At 56.7% G+C, this 25,829-nt stretch carries 34 protein-coding genes; 22 read left to right on the top strand and 12 right to left on the bottom strand.

Annotated elements, in window-relative coordinates; genetic code table 11:
* The first annotated feature begins 32 nt into the window (after window positions 1-32).
* Window positions 33-827: a DUF1295 domain-containing protein gene (locus VEI50_07960; protein ID HXX75050.1), complete on the top strand. Its 795-nt coding sequence runs from the start codon at window positions 33-35 to the stop codon at window positions 825-827.
* A gap of 248 nt (window positions 828-1,075) precedes the next feature.
* On the opposite strand, the gene VEI50_07955 is transcribed toward VEI50_07960, so the two are convergent.
* Entirely contained in the window at window positions 1,076-1,300 is a 225-nt protein-coding gene (locus VEI50_07955; GenBank protein ID HXX75049.1) for a tetratricopeptide repeat protein, read from the bottom strand.
* Window positions 1,301-1,671: 371 nt separating this feature from the next.
* Between VEI50_07955 and VEI50_07950 the strand changes: the two genes are divergently transcribed.
* From VEI50_07950 to VEI50_07930, 5 genes are read left to right on the top strand one after another with little or no spacing between them, the layout of a single operon-like run.
* The gene (locus VEI50_07950; GenBank protein ID HXX75048.1) at window positions 1,672-1,857 is read left to right on the top strand and encodes a hypothetical protein; all 186 of its coding nucleotides are present in this window, start codon (window positions 1,672-1,674) and stop codon (window positions 1,855-1,857) included.
* A gap of 34 nt (window positions 1,858-1,891) precedes the next feature.
* Entirely contained in the window at window positions 1,892-3,346 is a 1,455-nt protein-coding gene (locus VEI50_07945) for a TldD/PmbA family protein (GenBank protein HXX75047.1), read from the top strand.
* Window positions 3,346-4,686 (top strand): TldD/PmbA family protein, encoded by a 1,341-nt coding sequence (locus VEI50_07940; protein HXX75046.1) that lies wholly within the window; start codon window positions 3,346-3,348, stop codon window positions 4,684-4,686. Before VEI50_07945 ends, VEI50_07940 begins: the two co-directional genes overlap by 1 nt.
* Before the next feature lie 34 nt (window positions 4,687-4,720).
* On the top strand, window positions 4,721-6,382 hold the full coding sequence (locus VEI50_07935; GenBank protein ID HXX75045.1) for a hypothetical protein: 1,662 nt from the start codon (window positions 4,721-4,723) through the stop codon (window positions 6,380-6,382).
* A 35-nt stretch (window positions 6,383-6,417) separates the two neighbouring features.
* Window positions 6,418-6,906, top strand: coding sequence for a hypothetical protein (locus VEI50_07930; protein ID HXX75044.1), 489 nt, complete (start codon window positions 6,418-6,420; stop codon window positions 6,904-6,906).
* 12 nt (window positions 6,907-6,918) lie between these two features.
* Here the strand turns inward: VEI50_07930 and VEI50_07925 are convergent, their stop codons facing one another.
* Entirely contained in the window at window positions 6,919-7,431 is a 513-nt protein-coding gene (locus VEI50_07925; protein HXX75043.1) for an LEA type 2 family protein, read from the bottom strand.
* 60 nt (window positions 7,432-7,491) lie between these two features.
* Between VEI50_07925 and msrA the strand changes: the two genes are divergently transcribed.
* A complete protein-coding gene (msrA, locus tag VEI50_07920; protein HXX75042.1) occupies window positions 7,492-8,121 on the top strand; it encodes a peptide-methionine (S)-S-oxide reductase MsrA in 630 nt (209 codons plus the stop codon).
* Window positions 8,122-8,364: 243 nt separating this feature from the next.
* A complete protein-coding gene (locus tag VEI50_07915; GenBank protein ID HXX75041.1) occupies window positions 8,365-8,940 on the top strand; it encodes a lytic transglycosylase domain-containing protein in 576 nt (191 codons plus the stop codon).
* A gap of 99 nt (window positions 8,941-9,039) precedes the next feature.
* Here the strand turns inward: VEI50_07915 and VEI50_07910 are convergent, their stop codons facing one another.
* A complete protein-coding gene (locus VEI50_07910) occupies window positions 9,040-9,408 on the bottom strand; it encodes a PilZ domain-containing protein (GenBank protein ID HXX75040.1) in 369 nt (122 codons plus the stop codon).
* A 297-nt stretch (window positions 9,409-9,705) separates the two neighbouring features.
* On the opposite strand from VEI50_07910, the gene VEI50_07905 reads away from it, so the two are divergent.
* From VEI50_07905 to VEI50_07895, 3 genes are all read left to right on the top strand, one after another.
* Entirely contained in the window at window positions 9,706-10,863 is a 1,158-nt protein-coding gene (locus VEI50_07905; GenBank protein ID HXX75039.1) for an aminotransferase class I/II-fold pyridoxal phosphate-dependent enzyme, read from the top strand.
* Between the two features lie 147 nt (window positions 10,864-11,010).
* The gene (locus VEI50_07900) at window positions 11,011-11,454 is read left to right on the top strand and encodes a hypothetical protein (protein ID HXX75038.1); all 444 of its coding nucleotides are present in this window, start codon (window positions 11,011-11,013) and stop codon (window positions 11,452-11,454) included.
* 44 nt (window positions 11,455-11,498) lie between these two features.
* Window positions 11,499-11,825, top strand: coding sequence for a PilZ domain-containing protein (locus tag VEI50_07895; protein ID HXX75037.1), 327 nt, complete (start codon window positions 11,499-11,501; stop codon window positions 11,823-11,825).
* Between the two features lie 24 nt (window positions 11,826-11,849).
* Here VEI50_07895 and VEI50_07890 read toward each other — a convergent pair whose 3' ends face one another.
* The 3 genes from VEI50_07890 to VEI50_07880 form a co-directional block, all read right to left on the bottom strand.
* A complete protein-coding gene (locus VEI50_07890; GenBank protein ID HXX75036.1) occupies window positions 11,850-13,601 on the bottom strand; it encodes a GspE/PulE family protein in 1,752 nt (583 codons plus the stop codon).
* A gap of 174 nt (window positions 13,602-13,775) precedes the next feature.
* Entirely contained in the window at window positions 13,776-14,642 is an 867-nt protein-coding gene (locus VEI50_07885; GenBank protein HXX75035.1) for an NAD(P)-dependent oxidoreductase, read from the bottom strand.
* A gap of 3 nt (window positions 14,643-14,645) precedes the next feature.
* Entirely contained in the window at window positions 14,646-15,449 is an 804-nt protein-coding gene (locus VEI50_07880; GenBank protein HXX75034.1) for a 3'(2'),5'-bisphosphate nucleotidase CysQ, read from the bottom strand.
* Between the two features lie 121 nt (window positions 15,450-15,570).
* On the opposite strand from VEI50_07880, the gene corA reads away from it, so the two are divergent.
* Entirely contained in the window at window positions 15,571-16,626 is a 1,056-nt protein-coding gene (gene corA / locus VEI50_07875; protein ID HXX75033.1) for a magnesium/cobalt transporter CorA, read from the top strand.
* Window positions 16,627-16,647: 21 nt separating this feature from the next.
* Here the strand turns inward: corA and VEI50_07870 are convergent, their stop codons facing one another.
* From VEI50_07870 to leuC, 3 genes are read right to left on the bottom strand one after another with little or no spacing between them, the layout of a single operon-like run.
* On the bottom strand, window positions 16,648-17,034 hold the full coding sequence (locus VEI50_07870) for a hypothetical protein (GenBank protein HXX75032.1): 387 nt from the start codon (window positions 17,032-17,034) through the stop codon (window positions 16,648-16,650).
* Between the two features lie 15 nt (window positions 17,035-17,049).
* The gene (gene leuD / locus VEI50_07865) at window positions 17,050-17,673 is read right to left on the bottom strand and encodes a 3-isopropylmalate dehydratase small subunit (GenBank protein ID HXX75031.1); all 624 of its coding nucleotides are present in this window, start codon (window positions 17,671-17,673) and stop codon (window positions 17,050-17,052) included.
* 7 nt (window positions 17,674-17,680) lie between these two features.
* Window positions 17,681-19,084 carry a 3-isopropylmalate dehydratase large subunit gene (gene leuC, locus VEI50_07860; GenBank protein HXX75030.1) on the bottom strand — a complete coding sequence of 468 codons (1,404 nt, stop codon included), beginning with the start codon at window positions 19,082-19,084 and terminating at the stop codon, window positions 17,681-17,683.
* A gap of 182 nt (window positions 19,085-19,266) precedes the next feature.
* Between leuC and VEI50_07855 the strand changes: the two genes are divergently transcribed.
* From VEI50_07855 to xth, 7 genes are all read left to right on the top strand, one after another.
* On the top strand, window positions 19,267-19,737 hold the full coding sequence (locus VEI50_07855) for an MEKHLA domain-containing protein (GenBank protein ID HXX75029.1): 471 nt from the start codon (window positions 19,267-19,269) through the stop codon (window positions 19,735-19,737).
* A gap of 60 nt (window positions 19,738-19,797) precedes the next feature.
* Entirely contained in the window at window positions 19,798-20,475 is a 678-nt protein-coding gene (locus tag VEI50_07850) for a tetratricopeptide repeat protein (protein HXX75028.1), read from the top strand.
* A gap of 71 nt (window positions 20,476-20,546) precedes the next feature.
* Window positions 20,547-20,750 (top strand): hypothetical protein, encoded by a 204-nt coding sequence (locus tag VEI50_07845; protein ID HXX75027.1) that lies wholly within the window; start codon window positions 20,547-20,549, stop codon window positions 20,748-20,750.
* A gap of 62 nt (window positions 20,751-20,812) precedes the next feature.
* On the top strand, window positions 20,813-21,178 hold the full coding sequence (locus tag VEI50_07840) for a hypothetical protein (protein ID HXX75026.1): 366 nt from the start codon (window positions 20,813-20,815) through the stop codon (window positions 21,176-21,178).
* Window positions 21,179-21,198: 20 nt separating this feature from the next.
* A complete protein-coding gene (locus tag VEI50_07835) occupies window positions 21,199-22,020 on the top strand; it encodes a hypothetical protein (protein HXX75025.1) in 822 nt (273 codons plus the stop codon).
* A 120-nt stretch (window positions 22,021-22,140) separates the two neighbouring features.
* On the top strand, window positions 22,141-22,569 hold the full coding sequence (locus tag VEI50_07830; GenBank protein ID HXX75024.1) for a hypothetical protein: 429 nt from the start codon (window positions 22,141-22,143) through the stop codon (window positions 22,567-22,569).
* Between the two features lie 226 nt (window positions 22,570-22,795).
* The gene (gene xth, locus VEI50_07825; GenBank protein ID HXX75023.1) at window positions 22,796-23,569 is read left to right on the top strand and encodes an exodeoxyribonuclease III; all 774 of its coding nucleotides are present in this window, start codon (window positions 22,796-22,798) and stop codon (window positions 23,567-23,569) included.
* 90 nt (window positions 23,570-23,659) lie between these two features.
* Here the strand turns inward: xth and VEI50_07820 are convergent, their stop codons facing one another.
* Window positions 23,660-23,830, bottom strand: a complete 171-nt coding sequence (locus tag VEI50_07820; GenBank protein HXX75022.1) for a hypothetical protein — start codon at window positions 23,828-23,830, stop codon at window positions 23,660-23,662.
* 112 nt (window positions 23,831-23,942) lie between these two features.
* Here VEI50_07820 and VEI50_07815 point away from each other — a divergent pair, with 112 nt between their 5' ends.
* Entirely contained in the window at window positions 23,943-24,293 is a 351-nt protein-coding gene (locus tag VEI50_07815; GenBank protein HXX75021.1) for an NAD(P)/FAD-dependent oxidoreductase, read from the top strand.
* Between the two features lie 33 nt (window positions 24,294-24,326).
* Here the strand turns inward: VEI50_07815 and VEI50_07810 are convergent, their stop codons facing one another.
* Window positions 24,327-24,698, bottom strand: a complete 372-nt coding sequence (locus tag VEI50_07810; GenBank protein HXX75020.1) for a cupredoxin domain-containing protein — start codon at window positions 24,696-24,698, stop codon at window positions 24,327-24,329.
* A 71-nt stretch (window positions 24,699-24,769) separates the two neighbouring features.
* On the opposite strand from VEI50_07810, the gene VEI50_07805 reads away from it, so the two are divergent.
* Both VEI50_07805 and VEI50_07800 read left to right on the top strand, forming a co-directional pair.
* Window positions 24,770-24,904 carry a hypothetical protein gene (locus VEI50_07805; GenBank protein HXX75019.1) on the top strand — a complete coding sequence of 45 codons (135 nt, stop codon included), beginning with the start codon at window positions 24,770-24,772 and terminating at the stop codon, window positions 24,902-24,904.
* 119 nt (window positions 24,905-25,023) lie between these two features.
* Window positions 25,024-25,407: a PilZ domain-containing protein gene (locus VEI50_07800; protein ID HXX75018.1), complete on the top strand. Its 384-nt coding sequence runs from the start codon at window positions 25,024-25,026 to the stop codon at window positions 25,405-25,407.
* Between the two features lie 76 nt (window positions 25,408-25,483).
* Here VEI50_07800 and VEI50_07795 read toward each other — a convergent pair whose 3' ends face one another.
* Entirely contained in the window at window positions 25,484-25,789 is a 306-nt protein-coding gene (locus VEI50_07795) for a hypothetical protein (protein ID HXX75017.1), read from the bottom strand.
* Window positions 25,790-25,829: the final 40 nt, after the last annotated feature.

Here is a 25,829-nt window from a genome sequence, read left to right as displayed (position 1 = left end):
GCGCTCCTGACCCACAGGGAGAACCATCGTTCATGACCTCACACGATCCCCTGACCCTGATCGGCACAGCTTTCGTAATGATGACAGGGGTGATGCTCCTGTTGTGGATGGTGCAGCTGCATGGTCGGAATGCCTCACTGGCCGATGTGGGGTGGTGCATTGGGCTTGTCGCTGTCACGACCTGGTACGGCACTGCCGCCTTCGGCGATCCCGGACGCCGCGGTCTCGTCATGGCGATGATCGGAGTCTACGGTCTGCGCCTTGGTTCCTACATTTTGCTCAATCGGGTCATCGGCAAGACGGAAGATCCGCGGTACCAATACATGCGTCGATGGCTGGGCAGTCGGGAGCACCTGGGGGTGTTCGCCTACTTTCTGCTCCAGGCTCCGGCCGTAGTGCTGTTCTCTCTCCCGCCCTTGACCGTCATGCAGAACCCACGGCCCACGTTCAGCCTGTGGGAGCTCGCTGGTGTGCTGGTCTGGCTTGTAGCAGTGGTCGGGGAGGCCACGGCAGACTGGCAGCTCGCACACTTTCGCCAGAAGGCGTGGAACAAAAACCGGGTGTGCCGCGACGGCCTCTGGTACTACTCCCGTCACCCCAACTACTTTTTCGAATGGCTGCAGTGGTGGGCCTATGTGCTGATGGCAGTCGGCACGCCGGGATGGTTACTGACGTGGATCGGACCTGTTGTCATGGGAATGGCGCTGGTACGACTGACTGGTATTCCGTTGGCTGAACGTCAGGCGCTGGCCGCGCGCGGGGAGGACTATCGAGCCTACCAGCGCACGACGAATGCGTTCGTTCCCTGGTTTCCGAAACGGCAGTGAGTCACTGGCAGGATGTTGAAAAAGACCGTCAGCTTCATTCTCGCATCGCTCAGCGGCTCCACGTACGGGCTGGGGAAAGAGATTGTCTCGGCAAGCTTGGGGTTGGCGGGTGAAACAAGGTACGCGTCGCATCTTCACTCGCTGCGGCCTTGCTGACAGCCTTTTTGAACATCCTGAGTAGCAGGCTCAGCCTGCTGTAAGCATTCGTGTCCCTGGATTCCAACCGAGATGAAGCAATCATTCAACACCTATTGGCCCTGACTGAGCGAAGTCAGACGGGCTCGGGCGATTTCTGCCTGCGGGCTGGTGGGGTAGAGACGGATGAGATCTTCGTAGAGCTCCTTCGCATGGACGATGTTGTGCTGCCTCTCTTCCAGCTCTGCTGTTTCGAGCAGTTCCTTGGGTTTGTCGCCGCTGCAGGAAGTGAAGACAAGACTCAACAGAAGGACGAGGATCTCTCCGCGTCGACTCATTCTTCTCCTTATCCCAGTCATTTCTGTCACCCTGCGCCCTCCCAGGACACATGTCTAGCGTGGCACGACAAACCTTAAAGCTTATCCCATGCGAGATCGAGCAGACCGCCCGTCGATTCGTGGAGCTTACGACACGATTCGAGGAAATTCAAACAGGGAGGGTCGATGTGTCGAACCGAACAGTGTAGCGACTACAAAGATGCCGGTTCGATGCCGTACTGAGGCGCTGTGATCCTTTCACTACGGCAAATCGGGCAGCGGCTTGGACGTGTAAGGCGGTTCCGGTTGCGAAAGACGAAACCACAGTCCCCGCAAACCGATGGATCGAGAACGAAACGTCGGCCTCGATCACGCGCCAGGGATTTCACCACATGAGTCAGGTGATCCTCCACCTGTCGCTCTGGAATCCCCAGCAGTTGGGCGAGCTGGTGGGACGAGAGGCGAGTGTCGGTGATCAGCTCAATGATCCGCTGACGAGGGGTTCGTTCCGGAGGCAACATGGTCCCCATCCTAGGCAATCACGGGCGGAAAGCCAACTGAGGACGATGAAGGGTTGATCGGGTGCCGGAACTTTGGCAGGATGAGATCAAGATGCCTGCCACCGGTTGGGAACAACTTGCCGAACTCGCCCTCGCGCGCATCACGGCCTCCGGTGCGGAATACGGAGACATTCGCCTTCTCGACAGCACGGTTCAAACCATCGCAGGCGAAGACCGTCGGATCGCTGCCGTGCGCGAGTCGAGCGATCGCGGCTTCGGCGTCCGGGTGCTTTACCACGGTGGATGGGGGTTTGCCGCCAGTTCGGTCTGCTCGCTGGAGGAAGTGCCGCGTGTCACCGACCTTGCGGTCGAGATCGCCAGAGGATCGGCCTCGTTGGCCATCGAGAAGGTGAAGCTCGCCGATGAGCCGGTCCACCGCGATCAGGTGGTGACGGCTAGACGGATCGACCCCTTTGCGGTGTCTACGGACAAGAAGACGGATCTTCTGTTGGAGACGATGGAGGTGCTGCAACAACAGGCGGGCGTGGTTCGGAGCTCAGCCAGCCTCTGGGCCTGTCGGGACCGCAAACTCTTCGTTTCCACTGAAGGCACCCATCTGGAGTTCGACCTGCTGGCTCTTAACGGAGAAATGACGGCCACAGCGAGCCGACACGGACGGTTCGCGACGCGGAGTTATACCGCGCCCCATCTCAGAACCGGTTACGAACTCATCGAGGACACGCGCTTCTTAACCGAAGCTCCCCGAGTTGCCGCCCAAGCGGTCGAAAAAGTGAACGCCCCGGCGATCGACCCTGGTTCCTATGATCTCGTCCTCGATCCCGAGCACCTTTCACTTACAATGCATGAATCATGCGGTCATCCGAGCGAACTGGATCGTGCATTGGGATATGAAGCCAACTATGCTGGCACGAGTTTTCTCACGACCGAGAAGCGAGGGAGCTTTCGGTATGGGTCTTCACACGTAAATCTGGTGGCGGACAACACGGAGGCGACCACATTGGCGGCGACCGGCTACGACGACGACGGAGTGGCGTGTCAACGGTGGGATATTGTTCGCGAAGGGATCTTCGTCGGATACTGCACCAATCGCGAAGTGGCACTGAAGATCGGCGAGTCTCGTTCGCGCGGGTCAAACCGCGCCGATGGTTGGAGCAGCGTGCCGATGGTCCGTATCGCCAACATCGGGTTAGAGCCTGGTATCGGATCCCTCGATGATCTGATCGTCGACGTCAAAAGGGGGATTTACATCGAAGGGCATGGGTCGTACAGCATCGACCAGCGACGCTACAACTTTCAGTTCGGCGGCGATGCGTTCTGGCTCATTGAGCGTGGGAAGCGGACCCACATGGTCCGGGATGTTGTCTATCACGGGATTACGCCTGAGTTTTGGAGCAAGTGCGACGGAGTTGCGGACCGGAGACATCGCCGTCTTTTCGGGTTTATTACGTGTGGCAAAGGTCAGCCGGGTCAATCGGGCTGGATGACCCATGCGGCTTCTCCTGCACGATTTCGGGCGATCGGCGTAATCAAGGGAGGTGGGAGCTGATGAGTGTCGCCGCCAGGACCTGGCCGAAGATGACCGGTCGCGACGAATTCCAGTTTCTCGCCGACTTGGTGCTGAAACGGTCGATGGGCGACCATACCGTCGTGCGCCTGCACGACCAGCATGGGGGGACAACCCGCTTCGCCAACAACCAGATCGTGCAGAACGTCGATACTAGGCGGGGCTTGCTCAGTGTAACCGTCGCATTTGAACGGCAGCAGGGTACGGCGAGTACGACAGATTTTACGGCCGGCGCAATCCAGGACACGCTCACCCGCGCCGAGCACATTGCTCGCCTGTCACCCGACGATCCTGAATATCTTCCTCCGGTGGACCAGCCCGAGTATCTGAACGTTCCCACGACTCGTCCGGAGACGGTCGCAGCCGGACCGGCTCGCCGCCTCGAGTATGTCAACGAAGCCATTGGTCAGTGTCGAATGGAAAATCTCCATGCGGCCGGAATTGTGTCATCGTCGACCGCGGCCATCGGGATTGCGGCCAGCACGGGCCTCTTTGCTCACGAGGAACGGACCGAGGCGCGATTTGGCCTCACCGTACAGGCGGGCGACGCGACGGGCTGGGCTTCGGCGGCGCACCGGTCGATCGATCATTTGAAAGTCCAGGAACGGACACTCGCCGCGATCGGTAAGGCCAAGCGAGGAGGGGAGCCGAGGGAACTCTCTCCCGGTCGCTACAAAGTGATTCTTGAACCGGCTGCAGTGGCGGGGCTCTGGACTTGGCTGCTGTGGATGCTTGATGCCAAATCCTATGAGAAAGGAACGAGTCCCGTTGCAGGCAAGCTGGGGCGATCGATCGTCGACAAGCGGTTAAGCCTGAAGAATCTCCCGAAGCACGCCGATCTCCTGGGAGTGAGTTTTACGAGCGATGGATTACCCTCCACCGAATCTATGTGGGTCGAGCGGGGAGAGTTGAAGCAACTCTCCTACGATCGCTACACGGCCAAGACCCACGACATTCACACGATTCCGACATTGGACGCACCGTGCCTTGCCGCGGAAGAGGCGGAAGCAACCAATGTCCGGGATCTCATTAAGAAGACACAGCGCGCGATTCTCGTGACGAACTTTTGGTACATTCGCACGGTGAACGCGACGGATCTCACGTTGACCGGCATGACTCGAGACGGCACCTTTCTTGTGGAGAACGGCGAAATTGTCTCGGCAGTGAAGAACTTCCGCTTTCACGATAGTCCCTTGCGCGTCTTCAACCGACTGGACGCCTGTACCGGTCCGGCCGAGGCGGTCACTTCCGAGACGGGCAAGTTGCTGGTGCCCGCCATGATGCTCGACGATTTTCACTTCTCCAGCGTGACGAAGTTTTAGCAGGATGTTCGGAAGGTCGATCGGAAGGGTCGCCGTGACCAATCAGTGGAGAGTTCTCGTTTCATTGGCGGTCTGCTTCGACTCTTTACTCCTTGCCTGGTTCGGAGTTTCCCCATCGATCGGTCATGCAGGGAATCAGGGAACCCCTCCTCCGTTGTTCGACAATCTGGGGACGCTGCACCACCAAATCACCACGACTTCTGAACTGGCGCAACGATACTTTGACCAGGGGCTGAGGTTGGTATATGCCTTCAATCACGAGGAAGCCATCCTTTCTTTTCAGGAGGCGGCGAGACAGGACCCGCACGCCGCCATGGCCTATTGGGGCGTTGCCCTCGCCTCCGGTCCCAACATCAATGCTGCAATGTCAAAAGAGGACGGGCGGCGGGCCGTCGATGCGATGCAAAAAGCTCGTGCCCACGCCAAAACCGCCTCGGCAGCCGAACAGGCGTATATTGGCGCGCTTAGCAAACGGTATCTCTCACCTCGCAGAGCAACGCGTGCCTCTCTTGATTCGGCGTATGCCGAAGCGATGCGGATCGTCTGGCGACGATATCCGGATGATCCGGATGCCGGAATCTTGTTTGCAGAGGCATTGATGAACCTTCGGCCATGGGATCTCTGGACGTCGGATGGGAAGCCGAAATCAGGGACGACCGAACTCGTGTCCGTTATCGAGCAAGTGCTTGCACAACATCCGGACCATCCCGGCGCCTGCCACTACTATATTCACGCGCTCGAAGCGTCGCCCCACCCGGAACGGGCGCTCGCCTGCGCAGACCGGTTACCCGACCTGATGCCTGGTGCCGGGCATCTGGTCCACATGCCGGCTCACCTCTACATCCGGCTCGGCAGGTATCATGAGGCTGCGGAGCGCAACGAACACGCAGCCCAAGTCGATCGGGCGTATCTGGCTTCTCGCACGCCGAACGGAAACTATGCCGATGGATACTATTCGCACAACCTCCATTTTCTCTGGGTCTCGCTCATGATGGAGGGTCGCAGCGCAGAGGCCATGAAGGTGGCGCGAGAGCTGGCGAAGACGATCACCGAGCAAGAAGTTCGCAGCGACAAGTGGAAGGAGTTTTATCTGCCCGCGCCGCTCTACTCGTTGATTCGATTCGGACGCTGGGATGAGCTGTTACGTGAACCGCCGGCTCCAAAGGGGCTGCTGCTCACGGACGGCATGTGGCGGCTCGGGCGAGGACTGGCTCTGGCTGCGACCGGGCGACTGCCGGGAGCCGAGGGAGAGCACTATGCGCTGCTCAGCCTGACGAAACAGATAAGGCGGGACCGGAGCGAGGAGGACAAAATCACTCGATCGCTGCTGAAAATTGCGGAACGGATGCTGGCTGGCGAGATTGCCGCTCGGCGACAACGATTCGAGGATGCGATTCGCGCACTGAAAGAAGCCATCAAGCTGGAAGACAGCCTTCCGTACGCAGAGCCTCCTCACTGGCCACTACCGGTTCGTCAGTATCTCGGACCAGTTTTACTGATGGCTGGCCGACCGGCGGAAGCAGAGGCCCAGTATCGGGCCGATCTTACGCGAAATCCTGACAGCGGGTGGGCGCTGTTCGGACTGATGCAAAGCCTCCGGGCTGAGCAGCAAGATGAGGCAGCCAGGGTCGAAGAGGCGCGGTTCGCCAAAGCGTGGACCTATGCCGATGTGACATTGACCGCTTCGCGATTTTGATCGATCGGGAATCGCGACAATCTGATGGAGGGTCCATGCGATTTGTTGTGGGGGTGATGGGACCGGCGAAGGCCAAGAGAAAAGATCTGGACCATGCCCGGTTGTTGGGCGAATTGATCGCCCGACGTGGATGGGTGGTGCTCACCGGCGGGCGTGACGTCGGCGTCATGGATGCGGCCTGCGAGGGAGCCAAACGGGTGGGCGGAAGCCTCACGGTCGGAGTGTTGCCCTCTGCGACCGACAAAGTCTCCCGTCACGTCGATGTCGCGATCATGACGGAGATGGGCAGCGCGAGAAACAATATTAACGTTCTGTCGAGCGATGTCGTGGTCGCCTGTGGCCTCAGTGGATCGGGGACGGTGTCAGAAGTGGCGCTGGCGGTGAAGGCAAGCAAACCAGTTATTCTCGTCGGAGCGACACCGGTCGAAACGACCTTCTTCAAGAAGCTTGGTCAAAAGCTGGTCTCGTCCGTCAATACGCCGGAGGAAGCCATCGACCTCATCATGAAACGTATTGAACATTGACGAGGCTGAAGTTCAAGGAGAAGGCGATCCTGAGAATTGGCCCTTTTCGAAGAGCGTGCCGCTGCTCTCGAAGGGAAGACGACCGTCCTGGCTGTGGAGCTCCCCGGAGATGCTGTAGGAGAGTTCCTGTTTCTGCGACGCCCTGAAAACCTGACGGACGATGTCGAAAGTAGAAGCGCTGGTCTCCACCGAGAGGACGGCGTCACCGAGGCGAGGCACCGTCAATTCTTTATTACTCAGTCCGCGGGCGAGGCGCTTCCCGTTCATGTCGAGCTTGAAATCGATTCCAGTCACGTGAAGGTCGAAGTCGTTGGGATTACGGATGCTTAGATCAACCTGCAGCCGCTGCTCCAATGCCGAGGACTCCAACGGGGTCACATTGGTGACCAGCACGTCAGGCGGCTCACCTTTCTGAAACCACGAGGCGCATCCGGACACGGCAAGGAAGGAGGTTAATCCTGCGATCTTGGCCCATTGAAGCAACATGACGGCATCATACATGAACATCCATTTCGGATCGACCATGGTAGGATGATGTACGTCCTAGCGTGATGGAACGACAGAAGGCAAAGGGAGGGACGCTCCATGAAATATGTCCGGCGGTTTAGTGCCATGTGGTCGGGAGCAATGATTATTGTGATCGTCGCACTCTTGAACGTCCTATCCCATTCCGTCGTCGAATCGGGAGAGACGGCTAGGGCCTACTTCGCCGGCGGCTGCTTTTGGTGTATGGAGGAGGCCTTCGAAAAGGTGGACGGGGTGATTGCAGTCGTCTCCGGCTATATGGGAGGGACCCTCCAGAGTCCCAGTTATGAAGAAGTGTCTGCGGGTCGGACCGGGCACGCGGAATCGGTCGAGGTGCTCTACGACCCGTCGAAAGTGACGTACAACCAACTCCTAGAAGCGTTCTGGCGAAACGTGGATCCAATCACCACAAACGCACAGTTCTGCGATCATGGCACGCAGTATCGCGCGGTGATCTTTTATCAGAATGACCAAGAAAAGCGGTTCGCCGAGGAATCCAAGCAGGCCATCGAACAATCAAAACGGTTCAGTCAGCCGATTCTGACTCAAATCGTGATGGCATCGCAATTCTATGCCGCCGAGGAGTATCACCAGGATTTCTACAAGAAAAACCCCATCCGCTACAAGTTCTACAAATACAACTGTGGCCGCGCCCAACGGCTCGATGAGTTGTGGGGAAAGCCGAAGTGACAAATTGAAAAAGCGGCTTGTCGGCTTGCGTGATCCCGATGCCGCAAGGCTCTCATTTCCACTGCGTCAAAAAGGAGTCATGCCCGTCAGGCTTTGAACAGAAGTCCCGCGCGGCATTTCTGTCACAGCAGCCAAGATTCGTCGCATCTTTCGACACTTACGATGGAAGGGTTCTGGCACAGAAGTTGAGCCTCTTCAGCAGGAATGAGGTCATGGTCCTGGGTCAGACTCTAGCGATTTATTATGGAAATCTCGCACGTTCTCAGAAAGCTCGCGCGCGAACTCTGCATTGTCGCGATCGTCACGACGACGCTCGTGCTGTTTCCAAGTTCGACGAAATCTGATTATGAAAATCGACCGCAGTATTCCAAGAAAGAACTTCGCCGGGCCATCACGTTTTACGCGAAGCACTACCGTCTCGATCCTGCCCTGCTACGGGCGGTCATCAAAACTGAGTCTGATTTTCGCCAGCATGTGGTGTCGCACAAAGGTGCCGTCGGACTCATGCAACTCACGCCTGATACGGCGGCGACCCTTCGGATCGCAGACGTCTATGACCCGATCCAGAACATCCGAGGAGGTGCAAAACAACTGCGCCGCCTCTTGAATCTCTATCGCGGAGACCTGCGCCTCAGTCTGGCGGCCTATAACGCCGGTATCCAGCGAGTGAAAGGACAAAAGGTCCCGCGCATTCGCGAAACACGGCGGTACGTCCGAAAAGTCCTTCACTATTATCATGCCTTCAAGGCACCGGCGCATTCTCCCCGCTCGAGTCGACCCTCGTTCCAGCGTCCTTCTGCCCGAGTCTATGATCGCTGAAACGTCGGATAATATCGGCAGGCGCGATATGGTGCCGGGCTTTTTTGGCGATCCAGGTTATGTCAGAGACTGAAAGTGGGGTAAGGTGCGAGGTGCGTGTCAGTACCGCTTTGCCATGATCATTGTCCGTAACCGCTCTCGCTGGGCCAACCGGATCCCGATGAATTCCAGCCCGAAATTCTGGCCCCGGACCCACCGCACGGTGGCCTGATCGATGCGCAATGGCCATTTCTGATCCCCGAGAAAGACGGAAAGCCGAAGCTGCATCCCAACCTGGACGGCCACCTGGGAACTGGCCTGGCACCCGTTGGTCGAAATATCAAGAACCTGTGCCTCGCCCTCAAATTCGTCCTCTCCAAAGAAGAAGAGCCGACAATCGATGCGCAAGCGACGGCCCCGTCGCTCCAGGATTGTGGCGTCTTCATCAGGCTTCGGATCTCGATCAGGTTTAGGATTATTCGCCGTCACAAACCGTGTCCTTTCCGAGGAACGACCCGAGAACTAGGGAGAATGTTCCGCTTCTCACTATAAAACTATAGCTGGGACCAGCATGATGCCTTCCCTGAACAGACTAGTCCTGAAGTAGGGAACATGCCCTGGGTCCCCAAGCGCAGTATACACAGCACGTTAATCTATGTAAAAGGAAACACGTAGTTCTACCCAGCATCAGGCTCGTCTTGTCTTCGTCATTCACGGTAGAGGACTTGACCTTTTCAGAATCCCTCTGCGACAAGAGAGAGCGAGGCGAAGGAGAGTCAGGAAATTATGAAGCGGCAGGTCAACCAGCGGATGTCCACACTGGCTCACTCGGAAATCAGGGCGATGACCCAGGCTTGTGCCAAAGTCACAGGGATCAATATGGCGCAAGGCGTGTGCGATACCCCAGTGCCGACCGTGGTGCTGAAGGGGGCTGAGCAGGCCATGGAGAGCGGGGGGAATGTGTATACGAGGTTCGATGGCCTGCCGGAACTGCGGCAAGCACTCGCAAGAAAGCTGGCTCGATACAACGGCATCAAGGCGGACCCAGAAACGGAGATCACGATTAGTTCCGGCGCGACCGGTTCATTTCACTGCACCTGCCTCGCCCTGCTGAACCCCGGTGACGAAGTGATCTTGTTCGAGCCCTATTACCAATATCACATCAGTGCACTATTAGCTGTTGAAGCGGTTCCAGTCATCGTGAAGATGACGGCACCACACTGGACGTTCTCGAAAGCCGATCTCGAACGCGCGATTACCCCTCGGACAAGGGCCATTATTGTGAACTCGCCGGGCAACCCTTCTGGAAAAGTGTTTTCTCGAACTGAACTCGAAGGCATAGCAGATGTGACACAACGGCACGATCTGTTCGCGTTTACGGACGAGATTTACGAATATTTCCTGTACGACGGTTGCCGGCATATCAGTCTCGCAATACTGCCCGGTATGAGCGAGCGAACAATTACGATCGGCGGCTATTCCAAAACCTTCAGCATCACCGGCTGGCGAATCGGATATAGTGTCGCGGATCAAAGATGGGCTTCCTTGATCGGGGCCATGAACGATTTGCTGTATGTCTGTGCCCCTGCACCTCTCCAAGCTGGCGTAGCATCGGGAATCGAGCAGCTTCCTGACTCGTTTTATCGAGACCTTGCAAAGGACTATCAAATAAAACGGGATCGCATCTGCCACGCACTGGGAAAGGCCGGCCTCACAGCGTCGATCCCCCAAGGGGCCTATTATGTATTGGCCGATGCCTCGAGCCTGCCGGGAAAAACCGGCAAAGAGCGGGCCATGTATCTATTGAATAAAACCGGTGTCGCAGGTGTACCAGGGGAAGCATTTTTCTCGGGAGGGGGAGGGCATCACTTCATCCGCTTCAGTTATGCAAAGACGGATTCCGACCTCGATGAAGCCTGCAGGCGGCTGGCGCGGATCGGCTAAGAGATTCCCAAACCGGCTCAGCCCTATGTGTGCACCTCGGGCAATCAGTTCGATTCATCTGCTTGTGTAACTGGTCCCCACGTGGTAAGTACAACAACCATGAATGGTTCGCAGCAATCCCTGTGCATACACCGCACTGGGTTACTCGTGCTGTTATTCGCACTGTTGGGTGTCGGCGGCTGCATTCAGCCGGGGATTCAGCGATCGTCTTCGACCGAACTGGTCCCATCGCTGGACCAAGCCCTTCCGGGTGACCGTCGCAACCTGGCTGGCGAATGGGAATATGAAGATGGAGCGGTATTCCTGCTCTCGCTCGATGAGCAAGGCAATGGGCCCTACGCATGGAAGGAGGGTCGCATCGAGACGCAGGCGCTCATCGGCCGGACGTGGAAAGGGATGTGGTTTCAAAAAGAGAATGACCGTGAAGGCGGTTTCAGCGTCGAGTTCTCGCCTGATTTTTCAGAGGGAGACGGCACATGGTGGTACACACGCATCGGGAACGATCACGCTCCGTCCCAGAAGGGCGGGACGTTTCGTCTCACCAAAAAAGCACTCTCGGCGAAAGTGAGTGACACGCCGTCGGCCCCATGACACGGAGGAATTAAGACGACCAGTCGGCTCGCGCAGGGAGATTCGTGGAATCACGCAAACACACCAGATACGCAGTTCAACTTCCCGTGTCATTCAATGGAGATCAGCTCTCGCAGGAGGGCGAAGGGATTATCCTAAATCTGTCCGCCGACGGCTGCGCCATCACCTCGACCACCATTGCGGGTACGGCGTCGTACATGCAATTGACGATGCAACTCCGGGAGCGGGAAGAGCCCGTCCATGTTGATCTCGCGGCGGTCCGATGGTCGACTCCGGCGAGATTTGGCGTGGAGTTTATCAAGGTTCGTCCCGACGAGGGTGATCGGCTGAAGAAATTTGTCAAGACGTTAGAAACAGGGGTCCGAGCCTAGGCAGCCGTTATCGGGAGCGATCCATCATTTTATAGCAACGGCTCTGACCTGGTCATAGGTCGTCACGCCGGCGAGCACTTTTGCAATCCCATCCTGTACGAGTGTTGCCATCCCTTCTTTGACTGCTAGGCTCAACATCTCCGCTGTCTTAGCCCGGTTCTGAATCAGGCTCCGCAGCTCATCCGATCCGCATAGGAGTTCGTGCAGCCCGACCCGTCCTTTAAGACCCGTGTGATTGCAGGTCTCGCACCCCTGCCCACGAGAGAGCTGAAATCCTTCGTCATAGCTAATTCCTAACGCTTCCCAGGAGCTTGTGCCGTATGCGCGGACAAGTTTGTCGTACTCTTGGGCCGAGGGATGGTAGGCCTGTTTGCAATTGGTGCAGAGCCGCTTGCAAAGGCGTTTGGCAATCACACCTTGTATGGCATCGGCAAAATTAAAAGGATCGCATCCCATATCGAGAAGTCGAATCACTGTCTCGACCGCACTGTTCGTGTGCAAAGTGCTCAGAACAAGGTGCCCGGTAAGCGAAGCCTCGATGGCCACATCGGCGGTTTCCTTGTCTCGCATCTCGCCGATCATGATGACGTCTGGGTCGGCCCGCAGGAATGATCGCATGGCGGCAGCGAACGTGAATCCAATCTTTGGATTGACCTGCACCTGACGGAGCCCTTCCTGCGTAATCTCGATAGGATCCTCCGCCGTCCAGATTTTCCGCTCGTCGGTATTCAGATGGCGAAGCAGAGCGTGAAGAGTCGTCGTTTTCCCGGAACCGGTTGGACCAACGCACAGGATGATTCCATGCGGCTTCTCCACGATATCCTGCAGCTTGCTGAGCATGGCAGGGGAAAGCTCCATGGCCTCTAGAGGGATCGGTTCCTTTGCCGAGAGGAGCCGCAACACAACGTCTTCATTGTTGCCAGCAGTAGGCAGTGTGGCGACGCGAAGTTCGATCTCCTTCTCCCTGTTCAATCGGAATCGGATCTTCCCGTCTTGAGGTTTGCGACGTTCGGCGATGTCCAGACTGGACATAATCTTGATACGGGACACCAGCGCTCGACGATACGCCGCTGGGATCCGCATATAGGTGGAGCAGGTTCCGTCCACACGGAAGCGGATGGCGGTTTCTTTCCGATCCGTATAGGGCTCGATATGAATATCGGAGGCGTCGTGCCGATAGGCTTCGGCAATAATCTGATTGGCGAGCCGTACGATTGCGGAATCATTTTCATCAATGCCGTCAGAAACGGGATCGGGTGACTCTTCGATTCTGGCTTCTTGAACCAGTTCGCCAAGGGTGTCGGCAATGGAGCCCGTGTCGGATTCTCCGATAATTGACTGGAGAAACCGCTCGATGTCACGCCGCAAGCTCACGGCGTACCGTACGGTCAAACCAGGAAAGGCGCGGCGAATGTCATGACCTCTCTCGAGATCGTGGGGGTTGTCGATCAGAACATCTAGAACCTCTCCATCGCATTTGAGAGGAAGCCAGCGATGTTTCCACAGGTAATCGTGGCTGAGATCTTTCACGAGTTTGGGATCAGCAACGGTCCGTTCGTCAAACGGAATATAGGGGCAGTCGAAGAACCTGCTCAACGCTTTGCCAAGCGCTGCCTTAGGGACGCGATATTTCTCGAGAAGCACGCCTTCCAGTTCGGTGCGTGCCTGCATGGAATCCTGAATTGCCTTCACCAGATCCGCCTGGCGAATGAACCCCTCGTCAATCAAAAGATCGAAAGCGTGGGGATCAATGGTTTTCTGAACCGTCTTCGGCATCGGTGTCATTTCATGAATTCTTTGAGAAATATGCGGTTATTGGGGCGGCGGGTTGTTCATGAAATGAGTATAGAGATTTTCCCATCGCGTACAACGAATTTCAAAAACGAGACAGGATTCTGCACAACGAATCCGCGCTTCTGGGTGGAAATGCGGGCGCGAACCAACCGTGAGCTATCGAGGTGGATGGATGACGTCGTAAATCGCAGAATAATCGACCTCCCCGAGCCCATGGTCGATCGTCTTTTGCAGGATCGGTACAATGCCTTCGAGACTGGTGACCGTAAGCCGCTGTTTGATCGCCTCGGCAAGGAACAGCTCGACGTCCTTCAGAAGATGGCGGGTCGAAAAATTGGGGTTGTGATAGTCCCGCTTGAGGAGGCGGGGTAATTTCTTCTCAAAAGACGGGGCGAAGAGGGCGCTTTCTCGCAGAATGGTCATGAAGGTGTCGACGGGAACCCCGGCTCTTTGGATCAAGGCAAGGCTCAAAGCGAATGCCGAAATCTCCGCGGCAATCAGTTGGTTCAAGGCCAGTTTGAGTGCGGCGGCCGTTCCGACTGGGCCAATCAGACGGGGTTCACGGCTGAGTGAGCGGAATAACGGAAACCACCTAGAGAACAGTTCGTCCGTGCCGCCCACCATAACCTGGAGTGTGCCGGATTTTGCCTCAACGAGACTCCCCAGGATCGGGGCTTCGCAGTATGTGCCGCCGAAGCGTTCGACCTCGCGTTGAATTGCTTTGCTCTCGTCCGGAGCAATGGTGCCCATTTGAACAATGGTCTTGCCTCCGAGGACCTTGGTAACCGCGGGTGTGAGCAAGACCGCTTGGATCGCTGCAGCGTCGGCCAGTACCAGAAGGACCACGTCGGTTTGCACGACCGCTTGTTCAGGCAACGTGACGACGGTCACGCCAAGGTTCTGGAGGGAGAGTGCCCGGGCGGCGGTCCGGTTGTAGACAATCACAGAATGATGCACGGCATGGAGCCGTTCCGCGATCGCCCGACCCATAAGTCCGGTTCCCAGTAATCCAACCGTCGTCAAAGGTCACCTCTTCTGAAATGGCATACCAGCCCCACCCGCCTGCGACCGCAATAAATTCTGTAACTTCTGATCCGCTGACCCCGCCAGGGCAATCACACCGTGGAATCTCGGTGTCGGTTGGTTGAAATGAAATGGCTGTCCTGCTCCGTCGGTCATGCTCCCACCACTCTCTTCGATCAGTAACAGGCCGGCGGCGAGATCCCATTCGTTTTCCGGCTCGAGGGTGATCGTGGCTTGAACGCGACCCACGGCCACGAGGGCGAGCGCATGGGCGATGGAGTACATCGGACGGCAACGAACGGTTTCTGTAATCGCGGCCCAGCGCCCCCGACGTAGTTCCCAGGGAGTGACCATGACGAGGGGCGAAGAGGCTGGTGATGCCAGGGTCTGCACTGGTTTTCCGTTGAGATAGAGGCCAGACCCGCGTCTGGCTGAGAACATCTCATCCGTCGTTGGGTTGAATATCGCGGCGACCACCGGCTTTCCCTGTTCGATCAAGGCCGCGGAGATGCAGTATTCCGGCAGGCTATTGATATAGGCCTTGGTCCCGTCAATCGGATCCACGACCCAGACGCGAGTCTTCTCGAGGCGACCGATTTCGTCGGGAGATTCTTCAGACAACCACCCGTCGCCTGGAAAGTGCGCTGAAAGTTGCTCCTGTAAGATACGGTTGGCCTCCAAATCTGCCGTCGTGACAGGCGACCGGTCGGACTTCGTGTGGACTGAAAACCCCTCACGCGCCAATTGCTGCGCCCGAGCTCCGGCCTTCTGAACTGCGTCGATGAGCACATCCAATTCCGATTGCATCGCGGATCCTCTTTCTCAAACAGGAGATCAGAGAGTAACAGGTCCGCTGGTTTCGACGCCACTCTCTCTTGACGGCCTCGGTGAACCTGCGTTAAAGCAGGAGCCAATCGGAGGAGGTGGCATGAGGTTGGTCCAGAAGCGATCGCGAAAAACTGGTCTTCCGCCCGGCACGCCCGTCCACATCGGTGAAAGGAAGGCGGAACAGGTCACCATCACCGCGTTCAGCTACACGAGTAACAGGTGTGACGAACAGCAGGTCACCACACCCGATGAACTCGCTCCTCCCGCTGACGAGTCCGTGACCTGGGTGAATGTTGGCGGCGTGCACAAAATGGAGGTGTTGGAAGCCTTCGGTAAACAATTCTCGCTTCACCCGTTACTGCTCGAGGACGTAGCGAATACCGATCAGCGTCCAAAGCTGGACGATTACGAGACCTATTTTTTCCTCGTCATGAAGATGCTCTCGCTCTCAGACCGGCAGGATGTGGTGGTCGAACAGGTCAGTTTTGTCCTCGGACGGAACTTTGTTCTCTCATTCCAGGAAAACGGAACCGATGTCTTCCAGCCGGTACGCGAGCGACTGCGGGGAGGGAAGGGCAGGCTTCGCCAATCTGGTGCTGACTATCTCCTCTATGCGCTTATTGATGCGATCGTCGATCAATACTTTGCCGTGCTGGAAGTTTTGGGGGAAAAAATCGAAGCCTTGCAACAAACCGTGGTGGCCGATCCCAAACCGGAAACGCTCAAGAATATTCATGCGCTCAAGCGGCAGTTGCTGTTTCTCCGTCGTGCCGTCTGGCCGCTCCGGGATGCGATGAACAGCTTATCCCGTTCGGAATGCCCGTCCTTGCAACAGGCCACGAAGCTCTTCCTCAGGGACGTCTATGATCACGTCGTGCAGATCGTCGATACCATCGAGACGCTGCGCGAAATGGTATCAGCGAGCCTCGATATTTACCTGTCGAGCGTCAGTTACCGCCTGAATGCGGTCATGCGTGTGCTGACGGTCATCACCACTATCTTCATGCCTCTCAGTTTTATTGCGAGCATTTACGGCATGAACTTCGAGTACATGCCGGAGTTGAAAACCGAATGGGGGTATCCGATCGTCTTGGCGGTAATGACGGCCGTAGGCGTGGTGATGCTGGTGGTCTTTCGAATGAAGCAATGGTTGTGAGACCGGCTACCGAGCAGCGCGCTATTCCTGCACTTCGACACTATCGACGAAGTATTGGGTTTCTCCGAAGCAGGTCGTGGGCAGATAGCGATACTCCTTATAATGGAGCACCAATCGCTTGCTCATCATGTGACTAAATTGTGATGCAACGTTGTCGTCCCACACGGTAAAGTCCCAGAGCACAGGCGCAACTCCCGGTACCGTGGTCATCGCCAGCTCCCCCTCGTATGTCTTGCAGAACCAGCCCTTTTTGGAAAACTTCTGAACATAACCGGCCCGGCTCCCGTCTGAATAGCTGTAATTAAATGCGATGAGGAGGTAGGCGGCGCCGATGAAGAAGATGAGAGTCAGAAGCAATTTTGGACGCCAGAGCCACATGACAGGGAACAGAATAATCGACCAGTTCATCAAAGTCTCCTCAGTTTAGGGACGAGGATCGGCGAACAACCATGGCACCTCGGTCTTGCGCCGCGTCTCGTACGCGGTGATGGCGGCCTCGTGCTGCAGTGTCAGCCCGATCGAATCGAGTCCCTGATACAAGCAGCGTTTTCTGAACGGATCGATGTCGAAACGGTGGCTGGTGTGGGACGGAGTCGTCACCGTCTGGTTTTCGAGGTCCACCGTCAACTGGAACCCCGGCGTCTTGAGGACGGCTTGGATCAAAGCCTGCACCTCATCGGTCTTCAAGACCACTGGCAGGATGCCGTTCTGAAAACAGTTGTTGTAGAAGATGTCAGCAAAGCTCGGGGCGATCACGCAGCGGAATCCCTGGTCGAGCAGCGCCCAGGGAGCATGTTCGCGCGAGGAGCCACAGCCGAAGTTCTCTCGGGTGAGGAGGATCGTCGCGCCTTGATACCGCGGTTGGTTGAGAAAAAATTCCGGATCGGGCGATCCATCCTTCTTCCTCCGCCAGTCAAAGAACAGCCCTTCCCGCAATCCTGTGCGTTTGATCGTCTTCAAAAATTGTTTCGGGATAATCTGATCCGTATCGACGTTGACGCGATCCAACGCTGCAACCAGGCCGGTCAGTGTGGTAAACGCTCGCATCGGTCCGCTAGCTCCAGTTCCGGATATCCACGAAATGGCCCTCGACAGCGGCGGCCACGGCCATGGCGGGAGAGACGAGATGGGTCCGTCCACCGGCTCCCTGTCGCCCTTCAAAGTTTCGATTGCTGGTGGAGGCGCACCGTTCACCGGGCTGCAACACGTCGGCGTTCATGGCCAGACACATGCTGCAGCCGGCTTCTCGCCACTCAAAGCCAGCTTCTTTGAAGACTTGATCGAGACCTTCCTGTTCAGCCTGCTGCTTGACCAGGCCGGATCCTGGCACCACCAATGCGTGTACCCCCTTGGCCACGTGTTTGCCTTTTGCCAAACTCGCAGCGAGACGGAGGTCCTCGATACGTGAATTGGTACAGGAACCGATGAACACTTTGTCTATTCGAATGTCGGTGATGGGCATGTTCGGCCTGAGGCCCATGTACTCCAACGCCCGTTCCGTCGCCTGTCTCATGTTGTCGTCCGACATGGTGCGGGGGTCTGGGACGTGCTGATCTACGCCCATCACCATTCCGGGGCTCGTTCCCCAACTCACTTGCGGGGCAATTTCTTCGGCTCTCAACGTCACCGTCGCATCGTACGCCGCCGTTGCGTCGGTCTTGAGCTGATGCCACGCGCGAACGGCTTGGTCGAACATCGCTCCAGCGGGAGCCAACGGCCGACCCTTGATGTGCGCAATCGTCTTTTCGTCGGGGGCAACGAGGCCGGCGCGCGCACCACCCTCAATAGACATGTTGCAGAGCGTCATGCGCCCTTCCATGCTGAGCGTGCGTATGGCCGAACCCGTATACTCGATGACATATCCGGTTCCTCCCGCCGTGCCGATCTTACCGATGATAGCCAGGATGATGTCCTTGGCCGAGCAGCAAGGCGACAGGACGCCGTCGACGCGGATTTCCATCGTCTTCGGACGCTTTTGGACCAAACACTGGGTAGCGAGCACGTGTTCAACTTCACTCGTGCCGATGCCAAAAGCGAGGGCACCGAATGCACCGTGAGTCGAGGTGTGGGAATCGCCGCAGACAATCGTCGTTCCCGGAAGAGTGAAGCCCTGCTCTGGACCGATCACATGGACGATACCCTGGCGGATGTCGTTCATACCGAACAGCGTGATTCCGAAGTCCCGGCAATTCTCCTCCAGCGTCTGGATCTGCTTCGCACTGACCGGGTCAGCAATGCCAAGTTTCCGATCGGTCGTCGGTACATTGTGATCCGGTACGGCTAAGATCGTGTGTGGTCGATGAGCCCGGCGTCCTGCGAGCTTGAGCCCTTCGAAGGCCTGGGGAGATGTGACTTCATGCACGAGCTGTCGGTCGATATACAGCAGGGTGGTTCCGTCCGGTTCCTCACGGACCACGTGGGATTCCCAAATCTTGTCGAACAATGTCTTCCCGGCCATGCGGACTCCTTGGCGCTTGACTCTCTCGCGATGAGGAACACGACGGAAAAGGGAAAGCATTATACCTATGTCCGGTAGGGGCTGCGCAAGGGCTGGTCGTTCTTGCATTGCTTCTACCGGCGTGATAGGCAGCAACTGGTGTGTCGAGCAATTGACACCTCGATTGTGGAGTCGGATTGTTCATGATGCTGCCTGTGTGGACCCATCCTGCCGTCGTTGAATGGACAGCATGGCTTTTAAACAGCTACCGCTACTGGACGGGAAGAGAATTGCTCGAACGGGTGGGTGCGCCTGATTTCCAGGCACAGGCGCTCTTTGAAGCACCCTTTGTGGTGGTGTCGCACGGAAGAGAAGACGACCCGATCCTCAACTACGGAAATCAGATGGCGTTGGATCTTTGGGAGATGACATGGGACCGACTCGTGCAAACTCCTTCGAGGCTGACTGCCGAACCGGTGAATCGGGCGGAACGGGAGTGGATGTTGGAACAAGCCAGGAGGCGCGGGTACCTCGACACCTATCGCGGCGTTCGAATCACAGCGACCGGTAGACGATTCCTCGTCGAAGACGCGCTGGTCTGGAACGTCGTTGATCACCAAGGACAGTGTGTCGGGCAGGCCGCGACCTTCTCGCACTGGACCTGGTTGACGTAACGGTCTGTTAAAGAGGGAAGGAGACCTCGAATCCTCCATAGCTAGCAATCCGGATGTCCCATGAAACGCTATCGTGTCATCGCGGCCGGTCTTCTTCTATTGTCGCTGCCAACCTGTCAGCAACAGACCTGGGAATCCGCCATGGCTGCGGGACAGGAGGCAGTCAAACAGGGAAACTATGCTGATGCGGAACGAATCTATCTCGCAGCCGTCCATAAGGCGGAGGAATTCGGCCTTCAGGACAGGCGTGTCGCGGTCAGTCTCTCGCAGATGGCACAGGTCTATGCTGGTCAAGGCAAATATGTTGAGGCGGAACCGGTGTACCTCCAAGCGCTGAAGATATACGAGTCCGTATACGGAGAGAACCACGCCGACGTCGCCGCCACGCTCAATAATCTCGGCGTGCTCCATCGCATGTATGGCCAGTATGCGCAGGCCGAGCCGCTACTGCTGCGCGCCCTCGCCATCAAAGAGAAACTGTTAGGTCCCGATCATCCCGAGGTTGCACTCAGCTTGAGTAATCTAGCCCAGCTGCGAGTCGCCCAGGGTCAGCCGGATAAGGCAGAGCCACTCTATCGCCGCGCGCTCGCGATTCGCGAAAAGTCCCTTGGCGCCTCGCATCCCGACGTGGGGAAAACCCTCGACGACCTTGCCAACGTGCTGAGGAAGTTAAAACGGCCAGACGAGGCGGCGCAGCTGGAAGCGCGGGCGCGCGCGCTCCGTGCTCAGCGGAGTTGAACCAAACCGGCCTGCCGGTGTAGCGTACATCAATGTCTTCGGCCCCCCAACCATCACCAGTCAATTGGCGCATGAACGCGATGATTGCCCGATTCGTCGGAATCGTCGCGATCGCGCTTGGTTTTATGATCGGAATCTATAGCTTCGATCAGCCAACGGCCCACTGGTTGCAAACGGCATTAGGGCTGCTTGTGACCGGGATATTGGCGCAGGGCTATGCGCTCTATTGCTCGATAAGGCGCATGCAGGAATTGCAACACCCGCCAAAACCATGAGATCGGACAGGCCAATGTTTCGAGGCATGACAGGAGGTCTGATAATACTCCTGGCAGGGGCGATGTCTGCGTGCGGCGGACCTTGGCGGGACACGTATTTTAAAAAAGGCGTCAACCGGCTCACGCAGGATCAGGTGGCTGAACAACTAGGTCCTCCGCACACGGCCAAGACACCGGCCTTGGGGGGAGACACGATCTGGACCTATCGCGTTCCGGTCAGCGACAAAGAGTTAGACCCAGTGAATTTTTCGGGACTGGCCGATGCCGCTCGAGATGCGGCTTCGTTAATCGGAAAGCAGAGCGAGGGGCCGAAGCAACGACTCTATTGTTACCGATACACGCTGACCTTCAATGAAGACAAGATCCTAAAGAATTGGAAGCGCGAAGAATGCGTACCGGGGACCCGCGACACACTCAACGCTCAGTAGCGCGTTCAGAGGAGTAAGCTATGCCATCCTGGTTTCCGCAGATCGACAGCTCGGTAGTGTTGGATGGCCTCAAGTCCGTTCTCTGGTTGGCATTGCTCCTGATTGCTCGCACACTGCTTGTTCGCTGGATTCTGAAAAATGCCGCACTTTCGATGGAAGCCAAGCGCCGGTGGGTTGTCACCGTGCGGAATTCCACAGTCTTCGTCTTCTTGGTTGGATTGGTCGTCGTATGGGCGCACGAACTGGAAGCCTTTACCGTCTCGCTGGTGGCCTTGGCAGCCGCACTGGTTTTGGCCACGAAAGAATTGATCCTCTGTTGGAGCGGAGCTGCACTGCGAGTCGGTGGGAAAATCTATTCAGTGGGTGATCGGATACAAATTGCCGGTCATCGTGGCGTGGTGCTGGATCATGATGTGTTTGCCACAAAATTGCTTGAGATCGGACCGGGCCAGTCCGCGCATTTCTATACCGGCCGTGTCACGATCTTTCCCAACAGTCTGCTGTTGTCGAACCCACTGGTCAAAGAAAATCCGAGTCAAAATTATGGCCTCTACACGATCGTGATCCCTCTGAAGGCAGAAGAAGACTGGCAGCATGCAGAGCAGCGGCTTCTGGATGCGGCCAAGGCCGAGTGCGCACCATTCATGGCCGATGTCGCCCGCGAGTTGAAACTCTCGGAACGAACCAATCTGCTCGAGGCCCCGTCACCGGAGCCGCGAATCAGCCTCCAATTCCCGGAACCGGGCCGGATCCATCTTGTATTGCGTTTCCCTGCGCCTGATCGAGGCCGATCACGAGTTGAGCAGGCGATTTTGCGCCGGTATCTAGCCGCGACACGGTAATTTTTCGATCTCGGCCAGCCGGTGCTTGACAGGACTTCGAGGCCGTGCCAGGCTGGTGCCCGTCTCGTCAAGACGATGCAATCCATTGTTTATCCCTAAGTCTATGACAGGAGGTGTCTCATGCAAAAAGTGATCGTTGTCGCGTTCACCATGGTTTGCCTGGTCGGGGCCGGATCACTCGTTATGGCCGATGATGCCATGAAGGCCGAACTAGACAAGATGAAGACCGACATGAAGACCGAGAAAGATGCGATGAAGGCCGATGTGAAAGCTGAGCAGGATGCCATGAAGGCCAAGGCGAAGGAACACCAGGATAAGGTCAAGGCTAAGGAACAAGAAATGAAGGGCAAAGCCAAGGCACAAGGCGATGCCATGAAGGCCAAGGAACAGGAAATGAAGGGCAAGGCCAAAGCGCAGGGCGATGCCATGAAGGCTCAGGGTCAAGAGATGAAGGCTGCTGGCCAGTCCATGGGACAGGAAATGAAGGCGACAGGTCAGGACATGAAGGCTACCGGCCAAGACGCCATGGGTGCCATAACGGGCAAATAACTTCCTCTGCATTGCGCATCACGTCTCTCGCGTGAGTAAAATACGGCCCGCTGGAGCACGACCTGTTTCAGCGGGCCGTTCTCCGTCACGCACATTCTCGAGGTCCCGTGAGGAAAGCCTGAGGGACGCGGATCCCATCTCCTCATGAGCCAGTCGCCGACCATCTCGCTTGTTGCCTGACAGCGCTTTTGCTAGGATGCCGTCGCCCTCTTCGAGTTTCGCCGCTATGAAAGTCGCCACCTTCAACGTGAATTCGCTCCGGAAACGATTATCCATTGTGCTCGATTGGATGGAGAAGCAGAAGCCCGATGTGCTCTGCCTACAGGAGACAAAAGTTCAGGACAACGAGTTTCCGTTGCTGGCCTTGGCTCCTTCTGGATACGAGATCACGTTTCGAGGGATGAAATCGTACAACGGTGTGGCGGTCCTCAGTCGATGCAAACCGGAATCGATCGCGTACGGATTGGATGACGGCGGAGAGCCGGACGAGGCGCGGATCATCCGGGTAGTGATTCAAGGAATTCCGATTATCAATACATACGTCCCGCAGGGATTTGAGATTGACTCACCGAAGTATGTCTACAAACTAGAGTGGTACAAACGGCTGCGACAGTATTTCGAAACGCATCTGTCGCCGACAGAGCGGGCAATCTGGCTGGGCGATATGAACGTCGCGCCCAGACCGATCGATGTGCACAGTCCCGAGAAACATCTTAAACACGTCTGCTACCACGAGGACGCGAGAAAAGCGTATGAGCACACAGTCGCGTGGGGATTCCAGGATGTTTTTGTGAAGCTCCATCCGGATCGACGACAGTACACGTTCTGGGATTACCGCGCTCCCGGATCACTGGAAGCGAATAAGGGATGGCGCATCGACCATATTCTGGCAACCGCGCCGCTGGCTGAGAAGTGTGTCAGGATAGAAGTGGACGTTGAGCCACGGCGAGCGAAAGACCCCTCAGATCATACGTTTTTATGGGCAGAGTTTTCGGTCTAACCGTGAACGCCACGTCCACATCTCCCAGGTCCGGCCGCAATAGCAAGTCGTCCATTACGACCGAACGGGCTTTTTGGCACTCACTACAGTTCATGCTGCATCGAGGGCCGGCTGGTTCATCCGAAGTCGCGCGAGACGATTCTGCTCGATCAGCGGATCCAAGATCAGACCACAATTGATGCAGCGAAGCGCCGTCGACTCCGGTGAAAAGTCGGGTCGCCACTCTTCAACCATAAATCCTTTGCATTTTCGGCAAGTCATCGTTGTGACCTCCTGGTGTTGCACATCCCCACAAAGCGGAAGATGCATTGCACGAGCAGGACTGTAACATCGTCACATTAATAGGGTGTTAACAGGCAGTTAAAAATCTCTAATGTCTATTCAGGAGAACAATCGCGATGTGATGGTTGTTCAAGCAGGAATAGCGGGGCTCACGGCCACCAAATTTGCCGGGGAAACAGCTGAGATATCATGCCGATGCGCGATCGTCGTGTTGGATGGCGCGCAGACCAGTGGGGGCAAGACTTTGGTTTCGGCCGCCGGCTGGTGCAACGTGACGCATGAGACGGTCAAGCCGACACATTGGCTCGGCGATCACCACATCACTAACAATGGACTGGCGGCGTTTCCGGCTCAGATATCTTGTCGGGGAAATTGTTGGTTGCGACGGGCGAATCGGCTGGGTCAATTTTTAATGGATCTGGGTGATGGGATTCCTCGCTAAGACAGCCGTCGTGAAGAGGCTTCAATACACCAGCTATTCAACGACAATCGTGCCGCTCATATTGGCATGACCCCGGATTCTGCAATAGAAAATGTAGGTGCCGGGAATGGTGCGAATCATTACATCTGTCCGTTGATTCGGAGCCACGCGCAAGCTCGTCGAACTCCCACTCGACCCGTCAACACGGTGTGCGAGGAGAGAACTCTCGAACTCGTGGGGTTCGCGCCCTTCGTTGACGATCGTGAGACGGATCGGCGATGCGGCCGTCAGGTGAACCGTGACCGGGGTGAACCGGAAATCCTGCGCCGTAATGCGCACCGTCTGGGAGTCTCCGTCGCAACTCGCCAATGTCATCCCCACGACGAAGGCCACGACCTGAATGAAGTGAGTTCTAGCAGCGCGCATGACCCTCTCGTTGTAATGAGCGCCTGAGTAGAAGGCAAGTCATAGAACAAGGCATGGGACAGGAAATCAGGATGGACTTCCATCAGGGCGAGTTGGTGTTCGGCTTGACGGCCGCGAAAACCCCGATATATTTCAACTATCACGACGTTTTGCAGGCGAGACCAGGTTGTGGAACCGAGGAACTAATCGAATGGGACGACTTCTGAGCTGCCCACAATGCCACCAGTCGACCGTACTCCAAACTCGCCCCCGATCGCCTTGCGAACATTTCGCGGCGTTCCTCATGGTGTCCCCTTTCTATTGTCCCCACTGTAGCTTTCGCTTTATGGCTTCCCGAATCGGGCTCGACCTTCCCAAGCACCCGATGGATCGCCGCGAACATCTCCGAATTCCCGTACGGCTCTATTTGTCGTTTTCAGGAGGGAAGGTTCGTGGGGAGGGGACGGTCTTGGACATCTCCGTGGGCGGATGCATTATCAAGAGTGAGACGCAGGTCCATCCGAACGACATTTTCTATCTGCAGTTAACGCTCGACGAGAGCGAACCTCCGCTCGAAGTGGCCGCGATGGTCCGATCCGTGAGCGCCCGAGGAATCGCATTCAAGTTTCTCCGCGCCGCGCAGGAAAATAAGCGACTTCTGGCGTTCGTCCAAACCCGAACCTCAGACCACCACGAAAAATCTCCGATGAAAGTCGGCGTTGCCGGCTGATTCTCGGGATACGAATGAGATGGGGCCAGACAACAGATTATCTCGCCCACTGTCCTCATCGCATACTGTGAAGGCATCAGATGGGATTCTCCCACGCGGAAGGGAGCGGATAGTCGTTGGTCAGTCGCTCATGTTCCGCGAGGTCATAGGGCTCGATGATCAAGTCGTTGAAATCGAGTGGCTCAGGGCACGCGGGAGAAGTGAGATACGCGACGTAAGCATCCGCCTTCTCCTTCGTGGCGAATCGACACAATCCATATTCCGGCATTCCAGACGAGGGGTGCCAAAATGCCAATTCGATCGCACTCCCTTGATAGACTCCCAGCGTGCGATGCCGAATCTGAAACCCGCCTGATAGACGGGATGATGGTTCAAGAGACATGATGGCGTGGCCTCCAATCAGGGAGATCTTACCACTCCAT

The sequence above is a fragment of the Nitrospiraceae bacterium genome (assembly GCA_035623075.1).
Classification (GTDB): Bacteria; Nitrospirota; Nitrospiria; order Nitrospirales; family Nitrospiraceae; genus DASPUC01.
Note: the sequence above shows the minus strand (reverse complement) of the source record. Positions and strands in the feature narration are given on the sequence as shown.